Source organism: Roseovarius sp. THAF8 (assembly GCF_009363735.1).
Taxonomy (GTDB): Bacteria; Pseudomonadota; Alphaproteobacteria; order Rhodobacterales; family Rhodobacteraceae; genus Roseovarius.
This window is the reverse complement of the sequence record NZ_CP045410.1, coordinates 826928-845126: the sequence shown is the minus strand read 5'-3', so window position 1 is coordinate 845126 and position 18199 is coordinate 826928. Positions and strand designations below refer to the sequence as shown.

Genomic DNA, 18199 nt, shown 5'->3' with positions numbered 1-18199 from the left:
AGCGCGTTACCTCTATATGTTTCAGGGCCTTTTGCTGCATGATTTCAGTGGAGGGAGGTCCCTGATGAATACTCGGAATCTTTTTTTCGCAATTGCGATGGCCTGCGGCGCACCCGCCGCCCTGGTGGCGCAGGATGAGGCGCGAACGGAAACGGTGCGCTTCGCCGCGGGCACGTCCGGCACGACGATCACCGACAGGATCACCGGGTATGAGAGCGTGCTTTATACCCTGGGCGCGGAGGCCGGTCAGCGGATGCAGGTGCGGCTGGAGCCATCGAACCTGGCCACGTACTTCAACGTCTACGCCCCCGGTAAGGGGCCGGGCGACGAGGCGATTGCCAATGCCGGGACCATGGGCGAGATGGTGCCCGACCTGAACCAGTTCGACGGGGTGCTGCCTGCGTCGGGGACCTACACGATCTCGGTCTACATGATGCGCAGTGCCGCACGGCGCGAGGAAGTGTCGGAGTACAAGCTTTCCATCAGCATCGAAGGCGCGACGGAGGACGTGGTCCGCAACGACTATGCCGACGGGCTGCAGGGCGGGCCGGATTTCTATCGCGTGGCGACCTCGGGCGGTGGCGTGCTGAACCTGCGTGCGGCCCCGTCGGGCGGCGCTGCCGTGGTGACGGTGCTGAACAACGGGCAGAACGTCCGCAACCTCGGGTGCCGGATGGAAGAGGCGCGGCGCTGGTGCCGGGTGGCGACGCTGGCCGATCCGGGGGTCGAGGGATGGGCCGCGGGCGACTACCTTGTGGAGGGCAGCGACGACCCTTCGGCAGGCACGACAGGCACGACCGGTGCGGCTGCGCAGGCCACGGACATGCCGGATGCCGCCGCGCAGGCGTGCCTGAAAGCGGTGACGGAAGAGACGGGCAACGCCGACGTGGTCCTGCTGAGTTCGGCGTTTTCCGAGGCCGGTACCGAGGTGATCGTGGGCGTGGGGCCGGGGCAGGCGCCGTGGCAGTGCATCGCCTATCGCGATGGCTCGACCACGCGGCCCATGTCACTGACCGACGAGGGATCGCTCTGACAGGAAATCCCGGCGCGACAAAGCCCTAGCACCTGCCGCGCGCTCTTTGTAGGGTCCGGGCAGGAGGGCTTTCGTATGCACAAGATCATCGCGCTTTGGGCGCATCCCCGCTCGATGTCCACGGCGACGGAACGGATCATGCGCGAACGCGGCGATCTGGACGTGCTGCACGAGCCGTTCATGTATGACTATTACGTGGGCCAAGGGCGTGACTTTCCCGGCTTCGAGCCGGTGCCGGGGCATCCGACCACCTATGAGGGCATCTGCGACATGCTGCGGGAACGGGCCGAGAGCGGGCCGGTCTTTTTCAAGGACATGGCGTTCTACGTGGTGCCGCGGATGCTGGACGACCCGGAGATGCTGCGCCGTATCACGCATGTGTTCCTGGTGCGTCCGCCGGTGGCGTCGCTTCTGAGCTATCACAAGCTGGACCCGGATTTCACGCGCGAGGAAGTCGGTATCGAGGCGCAATGGCAGCTTTACCAGGCGGCGGAGGACGCGGACCTGTCGCCGGTGGTGATCGAGGCCGAGGCGGTGCGGGCCGACCCCAAGGGCATCATGCGCGCGCTCTGGGCCCGGATCGGGCTGGACTATACCGAGGCCGCGTTCAACTGGCAGGCGCCGCCCGAGGACTGGGAGCATGTCAGCGCCTGGCACGAAGAGGCCAGCACGTCATCGGGCATCCGCACAGCGGACCCCGAAGAGATGCTGCGCAAGGAAATGGAATTCGAGGCGCTGGTCGAGACCGCGCCGCATCTGCGGGACTACCTGCACCATCATGCGCCTTATTTCCAAAAGCTGTCGGACCGGGCGCTGCGGGTCTGAAGCGGCACCGCCCGCCCCGGAGCCATCGCGGGGCGGGCGGCGCATCCGGGGTTCGGTGCCTTACTGCAACTTCTCGACGATGTTGCCGGCGAACGCGTCAACCATCGCGGTGTAGAATTCCATGCTGCCGGGGGTGAGCAGCATGATATCCGCACCCGCCGGCAGCAGGACAGCGGCCTGCTCGGCGCTGACGGTCAGCGTGTAGGCCTCGTCATAGTCGGAGCCGGCCCGTTCGATGATGACGTCGCCGGTGATCCGAGAATCGGCGAGATTCGCCGCGTTCTCGAATGACGAGGCCAGTTCGACCGAGGTGATGTCGATCATGATGTCGGCGCCGTCCTCGCCCTCGGGGGCGATCTGGTTGGCCAGTCGGACGGCGAGGGTGTTTTGCAGGTCGGCGGGCAGGTTGGCCCAGACACTGGCGGCGGTGGCGTTCTGGATGGAGCTCAGGTCCGCCTCGACGGAAATGTCGGACACGGCGGTTTCTGCGGCGGTCGCGGCGAGCGGCAGGGACAGCACGGCTGTCAGCGCGGTGGTTCTGAGAAACGATTTCATCATTCAACTCCTTCTTTGCGAACGTCGGGTGGCCCCGTGGCGCACCGCTCCAGGCGTTCGGCGACATAACCGCGTATCGGCATGGCCGGTTCCCGCGCAGGTCAATAATCGGCGGAAATGTGCCGTCATGATACGGTGCGCGGTTTGGAGGCGGTGGTGAGCGCTGTCGCGGGGCAACGCCGAGGGTCGCGCGCGTGCAGGGGCAGGAGCAGGTGATCGAGGGCGTGCGGGTGCGGCCGGTGGATACGATCTCGTTTTGAGGCGGCGCTGTGCTAGGCTTTACGCGAGGAGGAATCGCCCATGTTGAAGATCGAGGCCGGGGCCACGTGCCAGACTGTCGTCACCACGTTCGAATGCTCGCCCGGAACCTGTGCGGATTTGCTGGAAGCGCTGGAGGCGGCCTATGCGGAGTTCATCTCGAAACAGAAGGGGTTCATTGCGGCGGCGCTGCATGTGAACGACGCCCAGACGCGGATCGCCAATTACTCGCAATGGGAGCGTCGGGAGGATTTCCAGGCGATGCTGCGGAGTGACGAGATGCGGCGGCGGAACCGGGAATTCGCGGGGATGTGCTCGCGGTTTGAGCCGGTGATGTACGAGGTGGCGGGGGTGTTTTGAAAAAACCTCTTCGGCGCTTCGATTCTTCAATTTAGAACTCAAGCTCAATTGACGCGGATACTAGTGGAATGGGTCTGCTGATGATCCAAAGGGGTCTGCGTTTCCTCCGAAAGGATCCTTATCTTTAGTAATGTATTTCCAGCATTCAAAAAGAGATGTGATCGCCGCCGAAGAACCGCTAAGTGAAAAAGTAGCTAAGCGTCTTTCTTCGACCGTATAAACCGCTACGGCAGAACCTTTCTTCAACTCTTTAAGAAATTTGATAGCAGCTTGTGCATCTGTCATTTGCAAAGAGACGCCAATGTCTTCCGCATTTCCGGTCATATCCCAACGCGAGTAATCAATGTCTAGAAAGAATCTTACAGGCCTCGGTGTCAGGCTCCAATCTTGATCGAACAAGAACAGTGCCAATGAGTTGTTTTCATAAGCAACAATGCTCATGCTTTGGGAATTGCGATTAAAAGTATCAGCGCTGCACCAAAGCGATCCAGAAGACGTATTGTGGGTGAGTTCTACTTCCCAAGCGCCCTTTGCAAAGAGCTTTCTCTCGTCATACTCATCTGCAAAGCCAAAAGTCGTAAAAGCGGTAGCGATACACAACGAGATTACAGAACGTTTCACCATGCCCTTATTTAAGCAAATTAAGGTTTTCCTGTACAGTTCTCAGAATATTATTTCACCGCTTCTTCCGCTTCACATTCCCACCCCGTTGCCCCGGCCTGCCTGCCGTCGAGCGCCCCTGCGACTTCGTGGCGGCGTCCGACGCGGCCTCGACCGCCGACTGACGGGCCAGGGGGTCGTCGTGGACGGCGAGGTCGACGGCTTCGAGGCGTTTGACCTCGTCACGCAGGCGGGCGGCTTCTTCGAATTCGAGGTTCTCGGCGGCCTTGCGCATCTCGGTGCGCAACCCGTCGAGATGGGCCTGGAGGTTGGCGCCGACGAGGGGCTTGTCGACCTTGGCGGTCACGCGGTTCATGTCGACGTCGCCCTGGTAGAGTCCGGCGAGGATGTCCTCGACATTTTTCCTGATTGTTTCGGGGGTTATGCCATGTTCTTCATTATAAGCGATCTGCTTTTCGCGGCGGCGGTTGGTCTCTCCGATGGCGCGTTCCATGCTGCCGGTCATGCGGTCGGCATACATGATGACGCGGCCCTCGGCGTTGCGTGCGGCGCGGCCGATGGTCTGGATCAGCGAGGTCTCGGAGCGCAGGAAGCCTTCCTTGTCCGCATCGAGAATGGCGACGAGGCCGCATTCGGGGATATCCAGCCCCTCGCGCAAGAGGTTGATGCCGATCAGGACGTCGAAAGCGCCGAGACGCAGGTCGCGGAGAATCTCAATCCTTTCAATGGTATCGATGTCGGAGTGCATGTAGCGCACGCGGATTCCCTGTTCGTGCAGGTACTCGGTCAGGTCCTCGGCCATGCGCTTGGTCAAAGTGGTCACCAGCGTGCGGTAGCCGGCCTGTGAGACCTTGCGCACCTCGTCGAGCAGGTCGTCGACCTGCATCTCGACCGGGCGAATTTCGACCTGCGGATCCAAGAGGCCGGTGGGGCGGATGACCTGTTCGGTGAAGACGCCGCCGGTCTGCTCGATCTCCCACTTCGCCGGGGTGGCGGAGACAAAGACCGATTGCGGGCGCATGGCGTCCCATTCCTCGAACTTGAGGGGCCGGTTGTCCATGCAGCTGGGCAGGCGGAAGCCGTGTTCGGCCAGGGTGAATTTGCGGCGGTAGTCGCCTTTGTACATGCCGCCGATCTGCGGGACGGAGACGTGGGATTCGTCCGCGAAAACAATGGCATTGTCGGGGATGAACTCGAAGAGCGTGGGGGGCGGCTCGCCCGGGGCGCGGCCCGTCAGGTAACGCGAGTAGTTCTCGATGCCGTTGCAGACGCCGGTCGCCTCGAGCATTTCGAGGTCGAAATTTGTGCGTTGCTCCAACCGCTGAGCTTCGAGAAGTTTGCCTTCGCCCACAAGCTGGTCGAGGCGCGTGCGCAGCTCTTTTTTGATGCCGATGATGGCTTGTTGCATCGTCGGTTTGGGCGTCACGTAGTGCGAGTTGGCATAGACGCGGATCTGGTCGAAACTGCCGGTTTTCTCACCCGTCAGGGGATCGAATTCTGTAATGGATTCAAGTTCTTCTCCGAAGAAGCTCAACTTCCATGCGCGGTCTTCCAGGTGGGCCGGGAAGATCTCCAGAGAATCCCCGCGCACCCGGAACGAGCCACGCTGGAACGCTTGGTCGTTGCGGCGGTATTGCTGGGCCACAAGATCGGCCATGACGGCGCGCTGGTCGTAGTCGGAGCCGACCTTGAGGTCCTGCGTCATGGCGCCGTAGGTCTCGACGCTGCCGATGCCGTAGATGCAGGAGACCGAGGCCACGATGATCACGTCGTCGCGTTCCAGAAGCGCGCGGGTGGCGGAGTGGCGCATCCGGTCGATCTGTTCGTTGATCTGGGATTCCTTCTCGATGTAGGTGTCCGAGCGCGGCACGTAGGCCTCGGGCTGGTAGTAGTCGTAGTAGCTGACGAAATACTCGACGGCGTTGTTGGGAAAGAAGTTCTTGAACTCGCCGTAGAGCTGGGCCGCGAGGGTCTTGTTGGGGGCGAGGATGATGGCGGGGCGCTGGGTTTCCTCGATCACCTTGGCCATGGTGTAGGTCTTGCCGGTGCCGGTGGCGCCCAGAAGGACCTGGTCGCGCTCGCCGTCGTCGACGCCCGCGGACAGCTCGGCGATCGCGGTGGGCTGGTCGCCAGCGGGCGAGAACTCGGTCACCATCTCAAACCGCTTGCCGCCCTCGAGTTTCTCGCGCGCCTTCACGTCGGGTGCGGGCGCGTGCATCAGGGCGGTGGACTTGTCGGAATGGGCGTAGGGCATGGGGCAAATCCTTGAGACTTGTCCTAGAGTTGTTGCCTGCGCGCCCGAGTTCAAGGCGGGCCGGGTGCGGCGCCCGCAATGGTGACGGGTTTTGTCAGGGGCAAGCGTCGGGATTCGAGTATTTTCAGCAAGAAAAAGCCGGGGGGCGCGCGCAAATGGCCTCTTGTGACATGAGGGGCGCTTGGGGTAATCGGGGAGGCAAGACCAGAATGGAGAGACGCCATGCCAGCACGCATCTACCAGCCCGCGCGGACTGCCACCCAATCGGGACAGGGCAACAGCAATTCCTGGGTGCTGGAGCATGTGAACGAGTCCGGGCGCGATGTCGATCCGCTGATGGGCTGGACCAGTTCGTCGGACACGCAGGCGCAGGTCAAGCTGCGCTTTGCCAGCAAGGAGGCGGCGCTGGAATACGCCAAGGAGCACGGCATCGACGTGGTCGTGGCCGAGCCGCACAAGCGCAAGCCCAACATTCGCAAGGGCGGCTATGGCGAGAATTTCGCCACCAATCGCCGGGGCGCCTGGACCCACTGAGACGGTTGCACCGGCTGCGCCGGAGAGCGGGCCGGTGACGGACGGACCCTACAAGGCAGAGCTGTTGCGGGCGGTCGAGGCCGCCTATGACGCGTTCGGGCGCGGGTATGTGAGTGCGCAGCTCGAGGTGTGCCTGTGCCCTGTCTGCATGACCGAGGCGGCGCGCAGGGCGATCATCGCGACGCGGAACGACCGGCTGAGCGTGGCTCAGATCCGCGATTATTCCCACTCGGCGCATGGGGTGCCGGCGGATCCGGGCGACCTCAGGCTGTTCCTGCCGCGATACCTGGAGATCATGGCCGAGGACGGGTTGGTCGATGACATCGGCGTGGGCACGGAACTCTTGCGGTTCGGGGATGCGGTGCGGGCGAACCCGGGGCTGTTCACTTTGGGCCAGCGCGCGGTTCTGGACGCGTGGGCGCGGGCGATGATGTGGCATTTCGCATGGGCCGACACGACAGAGGAGGGGGCGGTCTACACGCCCTCGGCGCTGCTGGAGACGTTGCTGTGCGGCGGCTGGGCGCTGGAAGTGCTGACCGGGACGTTGGACGCGATCTTCGATCACCCGGAGCTGGGCAGGCCCGGCCTGTTGGCGTTTGGGGCCGCCGTGATGCGCCGGCCGAGGCGCACGCATGGAAAGCTTGCCCCGGACTGGTTCGCGCTGCGCTATTGTGGCGCGGCGGAGCGCGGGGGGCTGATCGCCTGGCTGAACGCGGTGGCGGCGTCGCACGGGGTTCTGGACCTGGCGGCGGGCGATAAAGAGGCGGCGCTGTGGGTTCAGAGTTTTGTCGCGTCCGCGGGGCAGTTCGATGCGGCGTTGCTGCCCGCGCGGGACTGAGAGGTAGGAGGCGGACGGGCGGCAAGCCCCGTCGGTTTGTCTCCGTGATCCCGAGGCGCGCGACGGGGGCGGCCGGGGCCATTTCCTGGGCAGGAAATGGGCCGGAAAATGCGCATTTTCCGGTCGCGGCATGTGGCGTGCGACGCCGCCCTTGCGGCGGGGGCGGTCAGGACCTAGAGCTTTGGACCATGTGGCGTGGCCTGATCCTGATCTGCTGCCTGATCGCCGCGCCGATGGCGCGGGCGCATCCGCATGTTTTCGTCAACGTGACGCTGACACTCGAGACCGATGCCGAGGGGCGCGTCGATGCGATCGAGGTGACCTGGGTCTACGACCCGCTGTTTACCATGCTGGTGCTGAGCGACCGGGGGCTGGATCCGGATGCCGATCTTGTTCTGACAGAAGAGGAAAAAGCCCTTTTGCTGGGGTTCGACCTCGAGGACTGGCCCGAGGGGTTCGACGGGGCGCTTTTTGCCCATCACGCGGAGGGCGCGCTGGAGCTTGGACCGGCCGAGGCGCTGTCGGTTGGGATGCGGGACGGCGCGCTGGTGACGCGGCATCGGCGGCCGGTGGAGGCGCTGGAGCTAGATGCGGGCGAGATGCTGCGGCTGGAGCCGTATGACCCCTATTACTATGCGTCGCTGAGCCTTGTGGGGGTGGAGGGCCTGCCCGAGGGCTGCGCGGCGCGGATCGTGCCGCCGGACAAGGAGGCCGCCGATGCGCGGGTGGCCGAGATGGGCAACAGCGACGACGAGATGTTCTTCGAGGAGGCCAAGGTCGGCGTCCACTATGCCTTTACCGCCGAGGTGACATGCGCGGGGTCGTGACGGCGCTTGGCCTTGGCGTGGTGGCGCTGGCGGTCTGGCTGTGGGGCTTTGGCGGTGCGTCCGCGTTGCAGGCCTGGGCGCTGGACGGGCAGCGCGAGGTACAACAGGCGATGGCGGGTTACCTGCAAAAGCTGCGGGCCGGAGAGGCCGGGGCGCTGGTGGGTCTTTGGGGGATCTGTTTCGCCTACGGGTTCTTTCACGCGGCGGGGCCGGGGCATGGCAAGCTGCTGATCGGCGGGTACGGCGTTGGGCGGGCGGTGCCGGTCAAGCGGCTGGTGGGCCTGGCGCTGGCATCGAGCCTGGCGCAGGCGGCGGCGGCGGTGCTGCTGGTCTATGCGGGGCTTTACGCGCTGGGGCTGGGGCGCGAGGCGGTGACGGGGCTGGCAGACCGGACACTGGCGGCGGTGAGCTATGGCGCGATTGCGCTGGTGGGGTTGTGGCTGGTACTGCGCGGGGCGATGAAGTTGTGGCGGGCGCGGGAGCACGGCCAGGGGCATGCAGCTGCTCACGAGCACACACATGATCTCGGTGACGGTATCTGTTCGACCTGCGGGCATCGGCACGGGCCGAGCGTGGAGGAAGCGGCCAATGTGCACGGCTGGCGGGAGGCGGTCGCGTTGGTGGGCGCGGTGGCGATCCGGCCCTGTACCGGGGCGCTGTTCCTGCTGATCCTGACATGGCGCTTCGGGATCGACCTGGCGGGCATCGCCGGCGCCTTCATCATGGGGCTGGGCACGGCGAGCGTGACCATGGTCGTGGCCGTGGCCGCCGTCAGCCTTCGGACAGGCGTGCTGGCGCGGCTGGCGACGGGCGGGGCGGGGGCCAAGGCCCTGCCGGTGATCGAAATGGCTGCCGGGGCGCTGATCGCCGCGGTGTCGCTGCAGCTGGTGGCGGCGGTGCTGTAGGCCGCCGTTGCGCCATGAGTATTTTCGGCAAGAAAAAGCGGGGCGGTGCGCGGAACCTGGCGGGCCGGTCGAAAGGGGTTTTTCCGGGGCGGAAAAGCCTCTAATGGCTGTGCCATGAGCGGGGGGATGACATATCGCGAGCACGGGCGCGCCGCGCTGAAGCTGGGGCTGCCGCTGGTGGGCAGTCACCTGGCGCAGATGGCGATCACGCTGACCGACGCGCTGATGCTGGGCTGGTACTCGGTCGAGGCGCTGGCGGCAGAGGTGCTGGGAGGCACGCTGTTTTTCGTGCTGTTCATTTTCGGGTCGGGCTTTGCCTGGGCGGTGATGCCGCTGGTGGCGGCGGCGCAAGGGGCCGGGGACGAGAGGCAGGTGCGGCGGGTGACGCGGATGGGCGGCTGGGCCTCGGTGCTTTTTGCCGCCTGCGCGTTGCCGGTGATGCTCTGGTCGGGGCCGCTTTTCCTGGCGTCGGGGCAGGAGGCGGGGACCGCCGCACTGGCCGGGGAATATGCCGAGATCGTGGGGTTCGCGCTGTTTCCGGCTTTGTTGGTCATGGTGTTGAAATCGCACCTGGCGGCGCTGGAGCGCACGCAGGTGGTGCTTTGGGTCACGGTGGGGGCCGTGGGGCTGAACGTATTGGTGAACTACGCGCTGATTTTCGGAAATTGGGGCGCGCCGGAGCTGGGGGTGCGCGGGGCCGCGGTGGCCTCGCTGGTGGTGACCAGTGCCAGTTTCGTGGCGCTGGCGGTCTATGCCGCGAAGGTGACGCCGGAACACGCCCTGTTTTCCCGGGTCTGGCGGCCGGATCGGGAGGCGTTCGGGCAGGTGTTCCGCCTGGGTTGGCCGATCGGGATCACCAGCCTGGCCGAGGTGGGGCTGTTCGCGGCCTCGACGGTGATGATGGGCTGGCTGGGCACGATCGCGCTGGCCGCGCACGGGATCGCGCTGCAGGTGAGTTCGCTGACCTTCATGGTGCATGTGGGTCTGAGCAATGCGGCCACGATCCGGGCTGGCAACGCGTTCGGGCGCGGGGACGGGCCGGGATTGCGGGACGGCGCGAAGGTGGTGCTGGCATTGTCGGGCCTCTTTGCCTTGGTCACGGTCGTGCTGTTCCTGGCGGTGCCGGAGCCGATGATCGCGGCGTTCCTGAACCCCGATGAGCCCGACCGGGCGGCGGTGATCGCCGTGGGCGTGGGCCTGTTGGCGGCGGCGGCGCTGTTTCAGCTGGTGGACGCGGCGCAGGTGATGGCGCTGGGGCTGTTGCGGGGCGTGCAGGACACGCGGGTGCCGATGTGGATCGCCGCCGTCAGCTATTGGGTCGTCGGCGTGCCGGTCAGTTACGCCATGGGGTTCTGGCTGGGCTGGGGCGGCGTGGGCATCTGGCTGGGGCTGGCGGTGGGGCTGGCGCTGGCGGGCGTGTTCCTGATGTGGCGGTTCTGGTGGTGGTCGGCGCGCAACGTGGCGGCGCGGGTCTTGCAAGAAGATGCCGAACCCGCTAGGTGAGCGCCCTGCGGTCGCAGCCTACCCGCGTTAAAAAACAAGGACCAAATCTATGGATACGATCGTGATCTGCTCTGGCGGGCTTGATTCCGTGTCGCTGGCGCACAAGGTGGCGGGCGAGGGCACGCTGCGGGGGCTCTTGTCTTTCGACTATGGCCAGCGGCATGTGAAGGAAGTGGAATTTGCCGCGGCCTGTGCGCGCCGTCTGGGCGTGCCGCACAAGGTTGTGGACATCTCGGGCGTGGGCGCGGCGCTGTCGGGCTCGGCCCTGACCGATGATGTCGAGGTGCCGGACGGGCATTACGCGGAAGAGACGATGAAGATCACCATCGTGCCCAATCGCAATGCGATCATGCTGGCCATCGCGTTCGGCATGGCGGCGGCGGAGAAGGCGCAGGCGGTGGCGGCCGCTGTCCACGGCGGGGATCATTTCATATACCCCGATTGCCGGCCCGGCTTTGTCGAGGCTTTCCAGGCGATGCAGGACGAGGCGCTGGAGGGCGTGGCCGAGGTGCAGCTGTATACGCCGTTCCTGACCGGGTCGAAGGCGGATATCGTGACCGAGGGCGCGAAGTGGGGAACGCCCTTTGCCGAGACATGGTCGTGCTACAAGGGCGGGGACGTGCATTGCGGGCGCTGCGGCACCTGCGTGGAGCGGCGCGAGGCGTTTCACCTGGCCGGGGTCGCAGACCCGACCGCCTATGCCGATGCGCAGTTCTGGAAAGCGGCGACGGGGGTGGCGTGATGTACACGATCACCAAGGAGTTCCATTTCTCGGCCAGCCACCAGTTGCACGGGCTGCCCGAGGACCATCAATGCGCGCGGCTGCATGGGCACAATTACATCGTTGTGATCGAGTTGCGGGCGGCAGATCTGAACCAGCACGGGTTCGTGCGGGATTACCACGATCTGGGCGCGTTCAAGCGGTACGTCGACGAGACGCTGGATCACCGGCACCTGAACGATGTGCTGGGGGATGATTGCGTGACCGCCGAGCGGCTGGCGAAACATTTGCACGACTGGTGTCGTGCGCGCTGGCCGGAAGTCACCGCTGCGAAGGTCAGCGAGACCCCGAAGACATGGGCGGAGTATCGGCCGTGAGCGACAAGCGCCTCATTCGCGTGTCCGAGATCTTCGGGCCGACGATCCAGGGCGAGGGCGCCCTGATCGGGCAGCCGACGGTGTTCGTACGCACGGGGGGCTGCGATTTCCGCTGTTCCTGGTGCGACAGCATGCACGCGGTGGACAACGACTATCGCGATATGTGGAAGGCAATGACGCCCGAAGCGATCATGGAGGACGTGGCGCGTCTGGCAGGAGGCAAGCCAATCCTGGTGACGCTGTCGGGGGGCAACCCGGCGATTCAGCCGATGGCGGACCTGATCCGGCTGGGACAGGCGCAGGGGTGTTACTTTGCCATGGAGACGCAAGGGTCGGTCGTGCGCGGCTGGTTTGAGGCGTTGGACATGCTGGTGCTATCGCCCAAGCCGCCGTCGAGCGGGATGCTGACCGATTGGGGGCTTGTAGCCGAATGCGTCGAGGCAGGCCAGGGCACGCAGACGATCCTGAAACTCGTGGTGTTCGACGAGGCGGATTTTGCCTATGCCCGCGAGGCCGCGGCGATGTTCCCGCAACTTCCGGTTTACCTGCAGCCGGGCAACCATACGCCGCCGCCGCCCGATGACGACACGGCCACGGTGGACCGCGACGGGCTGGAGGCGCGGATGCGCTGGCTGGTGGATCGGGTGACGAAAGAAAAGTGGTATGACGCACGGGTGCTGCCGCAATTGCACGTGACCCTGTGGGGCAACATGCGCGGGGTCTGACGGAGGACGGAATGGCGGAAGATATCTACAAGAATCTCAAACAGTTGGGCGGTGAGACGAAAGTGCCGCAAAGCCCGGAGGAGGCCGAGCTGGAGCGCGTCGAGAACCCGCAGGCCGACGTGGCCTATAACGTGCGGTTCACCGCGCCGGAGTTCACTTCGCTCTGCCCGATGACCGGGCAGCCGGATTTCGCGCACCTGGTCATTGATTACGTGCCGGGGCGGTGGCTGGTGGAAAGCAAGTCGCTGAAGCTTTACCTGACAAGCTTTCGCAATCACGGCGCGTTCCACGAGGATTGCACCATCTCGATCGCGCGACGGCTGATGGCGTTCCTGGAGCCGCAATGGCTGCGGATCGGAGGGTACTGGTATCCGCGCGGGGGGATTCCGATCGACGTCTTCTGGCAGACCGGCGAGATGCCGCAGGGGGTCTGGGTGCCGGATCAGGGCGTGCCGCCCTATCGCGGACGGGGTTGAAACGAGAAACCCCACATTCTTCGTCCGAAGAATGTGGGGCGAGAAAATTCGTAGAATTTTCTGGCGCTCAGCAGGGGCGCGTCACGTAGCCGCCACGGCCGTCCGCATAGGCGCACTGGTTGGTGCGCTGGTTGCGGGCAATGAGCGCGCCGGCGGCGGCACCAGCTGCAGCGGTAACCACGGTCCAGCCGGCGTTGGCGTCAAATGCCTGTGCCGCGATGGCGCCGGCACCGGCGCCGATCAGCGCGCCTTGCTCTTCGTCGGTCAAGTTGTCGCAGGCCGTCACTGTCAGGGCGGCTGCGGTCACAAGGGCTGTAATCTTGGTTTTCATGAGGTCCTCTTTCTTTTTGCTGTACCCTTAACGAGCTAGAGGCAATCTTGTTCCAAGTCAGATCACATGATTTTCATCCGCGTGAATCTGCATAATCGGGACGGCGGTCGGCGGAAATACGCTTTAGCCCCTCAACGCGGGGTCGTCGCGACGTTGCGTCGCCCGGAGTCCTTTGCCGTTGGTCCAAAGCCCCGAGCCGACGATGAAGAGCCACGCATCGGCGCTGATTGCGGCGGACAGCAGTTTTCGGAGCGGATGGCTTTGAAGACGCCCCTTTAACAGCGTGTGCTGTCTTGCCTGATTGCGACCGGGTCTCGTCAATCGGCGGGCCGGGCGGGGCGACCGGCCGGTTCGGGCGGTCGAGTGCGGGCAGAAAAGGCTGTTGCTCGGGGCGCTTACGGCTCATAACGGACGGTGGATCAACCCGAAGGACCCGTCCCCTTATGTCACCCGACCGCCCGATCTGGCTGCGGCTCGCGCCGGTCATCTTTCTTTGTCTGTGGTCGGGCGGCTATGGCGTGGCCAAGGTCGGTCTTGGCTATGCCGCGCCGATGGTCATCCTGGCGATGCGGTTCGCGCTGGTGGTGGCGGCGATGGCGGTGCTGTGGGCGGCGCTGCGCCCGCCCTTGCCCAAAACCCGGGCGGAATGGGGTCACCTGGCCATCGTCGGCCTGCTGATCCAGTCGGTCTATTTCGGAATGACGTATTACGCGCTGGAGGCGGGTGTGGCGGCGGGCACGGTGGCGCTGTTGATGACGTTGCAGCCGATCGCTGTGGGGCTGATCGCGCCGCGCTGGACGGGCGAGCGCGTCGGTTGGAAACAGTGGTGCGGGCTGATCCTGGGATTGATCGGCGCGGCGGTGGTGATCGGCGCGCGCTCGACGCTGGAGCCGCCGAGCGTGATGGGCTTTGTCTTTGCGATCATCGGGTTGGCGGGGATCGTCACCGCATCGCTGTGGGAAAAGCGGTTCGGGTTGCAGCACCACCCAGTCACCTCGAACCTCGTGGGCTATGCCGCCGGGCTGGTGGGAATATTGCCCTTGCTGGCGTTGCAGGAGGATCTGTCGATCGACTGGAGCTGGCCGTTCGTGGGCGTGCTCTTTTACCTGGTGGTGGGTAATTCGCTGGTGGCGGTGGGGCTTTTGCTGGCGATGATCCGGGTGGGCGACGTGGCCAAGGTGTCGGCGCTTTTCTTCCTTGTGCCGCCGCTGGCCGCGGTGATCGCGTGGGTCATGCTGGGCGAGGTGATGCCGCCCGTGGCCTGGGGCGGCATGGCGCTGGCGGGAACGGGGGTTCTGCTGGCCACGCGGAAGGCGGCGCGCTGAAACGAACGGGGGAGCGGAACGAATTGAGCCGGCGCCTGTGGCACCGGCCCCCTTGTCGCGGTGAGGTGGGCAGGAGGCCCACCCTGCGAGGTCAGCTTTTGTTCATTCTGTTGTCGATGAGGTCGTCGACGACGTCTGGGTCTGCTAGGGTCGAGGTGTCGCCGAGCGAGCCGTAGTCGTCCTCGGCGATCTTGCGCAGGATGCGGCGCATGATCTTGCCGGAGCGGGTTTTCGGCAGGCCGGGGGCCCACTGGATCAGGTCCGGCTTGGCGATGGGGCCGATTTCCTGGCGGACCCAGTCCTGCAGTTCCTTGCGCAGTTCGTCGGTGGGTTCCTCGCCGGACATCAGCGTGACGTAGCAGTAGATGCCCTGGCCCTTGATGTCATGCGGGTAGCCCACCACGGCGGCTTCGGAGACCTTGGCGTGGGCGACGAGGGCGGATTCGACCTCGGCCGTGCCCATGCGGTGGCCCGAGACGTTGATCACGTCGTCGACGCGGCCGGTGATCCAGTAGTCGCCGTCCTCGTCCCGGCGGCAGCCGTCGCCGGTGAAGTAATAGCCCTTGTACTGCTGGAAATAGGTGTTCATGAAGCGCTCGTGGTCGCCCCAGACGGTGCGCATCTGGCCCGGCCAGCTGTCGGCGATGCAGAGCACGCCCTCGGCGGGGTTGCCCTCCACCGTCTTGCCCGATTCAGGATCGAGCACCTCGAACTTCAGCCCGAAGAAGGGCTTCATCGCCGCCCCCGGCTTGGTGGCATGGGCGCCGGGCAGGGGGGTCATGAGGTGCCCGCCCGTCTCGGTCTGCCACCAGGTGTCGACGATGGGGCAGCGTTCCTTGCCGACGACGGTGTGGTACCAGCTCCAGGCCTCGGGGTTGATCGGCTCGCCCACGGTGCCCAGGACCTTGAGGTCGGAAAGATCGCACTTGGAGACGTACTCGTCGCCCTGGCCCATCAGGGCGCGGATGGCGGTGGGGGCGGTGTAGAACTGGTTCACCTTGTGCTTTTCGCAGACCTGCCAGAAGCGGGAGGCGTCGGGGTAGGTCGGCACGCCCTCGAACATCAGGGTGGTGGCGCCGTTGGCGAGCGGGCCATAAACGATGTAGCTGTGGCCGGTGACCCAGCCCACATCGGCGGTGCACCAGTAGACGTCGCCCTCGTGGTAATCGAAGGTGATCTCGTGCGTCATGGCGGCGTAGACGAGATAGCCGCCGGTGGTGTGCACGACGCCCTTGGGCTGGCCGGTGGAGCCGGAGGTGTAGAGGATGAAGAGCGGATCCTCGGCGTTCATTTCCTCGGGCTCGCAAGTGTCCTCGACCTTTTCGGCCTCTTCGTGCAGCCAGAAGTCAAGGTCGCGGCGCCAGGCGATGGGATCGCCGGTGCGCTTGACCACGAGGCACTTGACGTCGGTGGTGTCGTGCAGGAGCGCCTGGTTGACGTTGTCCTTGAGCTTGGTGACGCGTCCGCCGCGGGGGGCGGTGTCGGCGGTGATGACGAGCTTGGCGTCGCAGCCGTTGACGCGCGCGCCGAGGGCGTCGGGGGAAAAGCCGGCGAAGACGATGGAATGGATGGCGCCGATGCGCGCACAGGCGAGCATGGCATAGGCTGCCTCGGGGATCATCGGCAGGTAGAGCACGACGCGGTCGCCGCGGCCGACGCCGAGGTTTTTCAACACGTTGGCCATGCGGCAGGTCTCCGCATGGAGCTGGCGGTAGGTGATGTGCTGGGCGGCGTCATTGGGATCGTCGGGTTCCCAGATGATGGCGGTCTGGTCGGCGCGCTCGGCCAGGTGGCGGTCGATGCAGTTGGCGGCGACGTTGAGCGTGCCGTCCTCGAACCACTTGATCGAGACCTGACCGTAGGTGTAATCGACATCCTTGATCCTGGAATAGGGCTTGATCCAGTCGATGCGCTTGCCCTGCTCGCCCCAGAACGCCTCGGGGTCGGTGATCGAGGCCGCATACATCTCGTCGTACTTGGCCGCGTCGACATGGGCATTCGCCGTGAAATCGGCGCTGGGGGCATAGGTTTTATCGGACATGATTCCTCCCTCGGTGGTCTTGAATGTCTTGCAGGCCCGCCCCGGCGGCGAAATCGCGGCGGGGCGGGCATCCTCCTGGTGGCAGCCTAGGGAGGTTGGCGTCAGATGGCCAGATACTCGGCGCGAAGACTTTCGTTTTCCAGCACTTCGGACGCGGTTCCGTCGAAGGCGATGCCACCCGTATCGAGGATGATGCAGCGATCGGCGAGTTCAAGGGCGCGGACCGCGTTCTGTTCGACGAGGATCGTGGTGATGCCCTGTTCCTTGATGATGCGCAGGGTCTTTTCGATCTCGTCGACGATGACGGGGGCGAGGCCCTCGTAGGGTTCATCCAGCAGCAGCACCTTGATGTCCCGCGCCAGCGCGCGGGCGACGGCGAGCATCTGTTGTTCACCGCCCGAAAGCGTCACGCCTTCCTGGCGGCGGCGTTCCTTGAGGCGCGGGAAAAGCTCGTAAAGGCGGTCGATGGACCAGCCGATGGGCGGGGTGATCTGGGCCAGTTGCAGGTTTTCCTCGACCGTGAGGCCGGGGATGATGCAGCGGTCCTCGGGAACGAGGCCGATGCCGCAGGTGGCCGCCTGCGCAGATTTCATGTTGTGCAACGGCTGATGGTCGAGCCAGATTTCGCCATGCGCGAGTTGCGGATTGTCCATCCGGGCGATGGCGCGCAGCGTGGTGGTCTTGCCCGCGCCGTTGCGGCCCAGAAGCGCCAGGATCTCGCCCTCGTGGACGTTGAAGGAAATGTCCTGGACGATGTAGCTTTCGCCGTAATAGGCCTGCATCCCCCAGACCGACAGGAAGGCCGGCGCGGTTTCGGCGTGGTTGCGGTGTTTGGAAAAGTCGGGTTTGACGTTCATTTTTGGGGTCCTCCCGTCCCGGACCTGATCCGGGACCTCATGGGTTGCTGCGCAATCGGCGGGGCGGTCAGGCGCTTTCGCCGAGATAGGCTTCGCGGACCTTGGGGTGGCCCTTGATCTTGTCCGGCGTGTCCTCGACCAGGGGCGTGCCCTGGGCCAGGACGGTGATGCGTTCGGCGAGCGAGAACACCACGTGCATGTCGTGCTCGATGATGCAGATGGTGATGTCGCGCTCTTGCTTGATCTGCTTCAGCAGGTCGATCGTGTTGTTGGTGTCGGCCCGGGCCATGCCGGCCGTCGGTTCGTCCAGCAACAGCAGGCGCGGGTTCTGCGCGAGGCACATGCCGATTTCCAGACGCCGCTTGTTGCCGCGCGACATGGCCGCCGCGTGATCGTGGCGGGCATCCGCGAGATTGAGGCTTTCCAGCATGTCCTCGGCCTGTTCGACGATGTGCTTTTCGTCCATCGTGCTTTCCAGCGCGTGCATCCGGAAGGCCCCGTCGCGGCGCGCGAAGATCGGGATCATCATGTTTTCCAGCACCGTGAGGTCGCCGAAGATCTCGGGTGTCTGGAACACGCGGGAAATGCCCATCTGGTTGATCTGGTAGGCCTTGCGGCCCAGCACCGACTGGCCGTCGAACATGACCGAGCCGGTATCCGGGATGAGCTTGCCGATCAGGCAGTTGAGCAGGGTCGACTTGCCCGCCCCGTTGGGGCCGATGATGGCGTGGCAGGTGTTTTCCGCCACTGACAGGTTCACGTCACCCAGAGCCTGCAGGCCGCCGAAGCGTTTGTTGACGTTCTTGACTTCAAGAATACCCATTGTCGTCGCT

Annotated in this window: 20 protein-coding genes; 13 read left to right on the top strand and 7 right to left on the bottom strand. The window is 64.9% G+C overall.

All coding sequences use genetic code 11. The features are described 5' to 3' along the window. Positions 1-64: 64 nt before the first annotated feature. Together FIU85_RS04125 and FIU85_RS04120 are read left to right on the top strand one after the other, a co-directional pair. Entirely contained in the window at positions 65-1033 is a 969-nt protein-coding gene (locus FIU85_RS04125) for an SH3 domain-containing protein (protein ID WP_172978791.1), read from the top strand. Positions 1034-1108: 75 nt separating this feature from the next. Next, entirely contained in the window at positions 1109-1858 is a 750-nt protein-coding gene (locus tag FIU85_RS04120; protein ID WP_152495954.1) for a hypothetical protein, read from the top strand. Positions 1859-1918: 60 nt separating this feature from the next. On the opposite strand, the gene FIU85_RS04115 is transcribed toward FIU85_RS04120, so the two are convergent. After that, positions 1919-2413 (bottom strand): hypothetical protein, encoded by a 495-nt coding sequence (locus FIU85_RS04115; protein WP_152495953.1) that lies wholly within the window; start codon positions 2411-2413, stop codon positions 1919-1921. Positions 2414-2713: 300 nt separating this feature from the next. Between FIU85_RS04115 and FIU85_RS04110 the strand changes: the two genes are divergently transcribed. Next, positions 2714-3031 (top strand): antibiotic biosynthesis monooxygenase, encoded by a 318-nt coding sequence (locus tag FIU85_RS04110; RefSeq protein WP_152495952.1) that lies wholly within the window; start codon positions 2714-2716, stop codon positions 3029-3031. Positions 3032-3091: 60 nt separating this feature from the next. Here FIU85_RS04110 and FIU85_RS04105 read toward each other — a convergent pair whose 3' ends face one another. Together FIU85_RS04105 and uvrB are read right to left on the bottom strand one after the other, a co-directional pair. Continuing rightward, positions 3092-3655: a hypothetical protein gene (locus FIU85_RS04105; protein ID WP_172978790.1), complete on the bottom strand. Its 564-nt coding sequence runs from the start codon at positions 3653-3655 to the stop codon at positions 3092-3094. Between the two features lie 52 nt (positions 3656-3707). Further along, the gene (uvrB, locus tag FIU85_RS04100; RefSeq protein WP_152495950.1) at positions 3708-5906 is read right to left on the bottom strand and encodes an excinuclease ABC subunit UvrB; all 2199 of its coding nucleotides are present in this window, start codon (positions 5904-5906) and stop codon (positions 3708-3710) included. A gap of 222 nt (positions 5907-6128) precedes the next feature. Between uvrB and FIU85_RS04095 the strand changes: the two genes are divergently transcribed. The 9 genes from FIU85_RS04095 (at position 6129) to queF (ending at position 12812) form a co-directional block, all read left to right on the top strand. Next, complete coding sequence (locus FIU85_RS04095; RefSeq protein ID WP_152495949.1) at positions 6129-6440, top strand: ETC complex I subunit; 312 nt, start codon at positions 6129-6131, stop codon at positions 6438-6440. A gap of 34 nt (positions 6441-6474) precedes the next feature. Then, on the top strand, positions 6475-7278 hold the full coding sequence (locus FIU85_RS04090; protein ID WP_152495948.1) for a hypothetical protein: 804 nt from the start codon (positions 6475-6477) through the stop codon (positions 7276-7278). Between the two features lie 137 nt (positions 7279-7415). Then, complete coding sequence (locus FIU85_RS04085; RefSeq protein WP_172978056.1) at positions 7416-8105, top strand: DUF1007 family protein; 690 nt, start codon at positions 7416-7418, stop codon at positions 8103-8105. Continuing rightward, positions 8090-9010 carry a nickel/cobalt transporter gene (locus FIU85_RS04080; protein ID WP_152495947.1) on the top strand — a complete coding sequence of 307 codons (921 nt, stop codon included), beginning with the start codon at positions 8090-8092 and terminating at the stop codon, positions 9008-9010. Before FIU85_RS04085 ends, FIU85_RS04080 begins: the two co-directional genes overlap by 16 nt. 126 nt (positions 9011-9136) lie before the next feature. Further along, positions 9137-10513: an MATE family efflux transporter gene (locus FIU85_RS04075; RefSeq protein ID WP_254702999.1), complete on the top strand. Its 1377-nt coding sequence runs from the start codon at positions 9137-9139 to the stop codon at positions 10511-10513. 49 nt (positions 10514-10562) lie between these two features. Beyond that, positions 10563-11255: a 7-cyano-7-deazaguanine synthase QueC gene (queC, locus tag FIU85_RS04070; protein ID WP_152495945.1), complete on the top strand. Its 693-nt coding sequence runs from the start codon at positions 10563-10565 to the stop codon at positions 11253-11255. Continuing rightward, positions 11255-11611 carry a 6-pyruvoyl tetrahydropterin synthase family protein gene (locus FIU85_RS04065; RefSeq protein ID WP_152495944.1) on the top strand — a complete coding sequence of 119 codons (357 nt, stop codon included), beginning with the start codon at positions 11255-11257 and terminating at the stop codon, positions 11609-11611. The genes queC and FIU85_RS04065 overlap by 1 nt, the downstream gene beginning before the upstream one ends. Next, a complete protein-coding gene (gene queE, locus FIU85_RS04060) occupies positions 11590-12336 on the top strand; it encodes a 7-carboxy-7-deazaguanine synthase QueE (RefSeq protein ID WP_152495943.1) in 747 nt (248 codons plus the stop codon). The genes FIU85_RS04065 and queE overlap by 22 nt, the downstream gene beginning before the upstream one ends. An 11-nt stretch (positions 12337-12347) precedes the next feature. Then, the gene (gene queF / locus FIU85_RS04055; protein WP_152495942.1) at positions 12348-12812 is read left to right on the top strand and encodes a preQ(1) synthase; all 465 of its coding nucleotides are present in this window, start codon (positions 12348-12350) and stop codon (positions 12810-12812) included. Between the two features lie 67 nt (positions 12813-12879). On the opposite strand, the gene FIU85_RS04050 is transcribed toward queF, so the two are convergent. Next, positions 12880-13143, bottom strand: coding sequence for a glycine zipper 2TM domain-containing protein (locus FIU85_RS04050; protein ID WP_152495941.1), 264 nt, complete (start codon positions 13141-13143; stop codon positions 12880-12882). Positions 13144-13586: 443 nt separating this feature from the next. Here FIU85_RS04050 and FIU85_RS04045 point away from each other — a divergent pair, with 443 nt between their 5' ends. Further along, positions 13587-14468: a DMT family transporter gene (locus FIU85_RS04045; RefSeq protein WP_152495940.1), complete on the top strand. Its 882-nt coding sequence runs from the start codon at positions 13587-13589 to the stop codon at positions 14466-14468. A 91-nt stretch (positions 14469-14559) separates the two neighbouring features. Here FIU85_RS04045 and acs read toward each other — a convergent pair whose 3' ends face one another. The 3 genes from acs to FIU85_RS04030 all read right to left on the bottom strand — a co-directional run bounded on the left by acs (position 14560) and on the right by FIU85_RS04030 (position 18189). Beyond that, entirely contained in the window at positions 14560-16509 is a 1950-nt protein-coding gene (gene acs, locus FIU85_RS04040) for an acetate--CoA ligase (protein WP_152495939.1), read from the bottom strand. A 101-nt stretch (positions 16510-16610) separates the two neighbouring features. Beyond that, positions 16611-17366, bottom strand: coding sequence for an ABC transporter ATP-binding protein (locus FIU85_RS04035; protein WP_152495938.1), 756 nt, complete (start codon positions 17364-17366; stop codon positions 16611-16613). 67 nt (positions 17367-17433) lie between these two features. Then, positions 17434-18189 carry an ABC transporter ATP-binding protein gene (locus FIU85_RS04030; RefSeq protein ID WP_152491966.1) on the bottom strand — a complete coding sequence of 252 codons (756 nt, stop codon included), beginning with the start codon at positions 18187-18189 and terminating at the stop codon, positions 17434-17436. Positions 18190-18199: the final 10 nt, after the last annotated feature.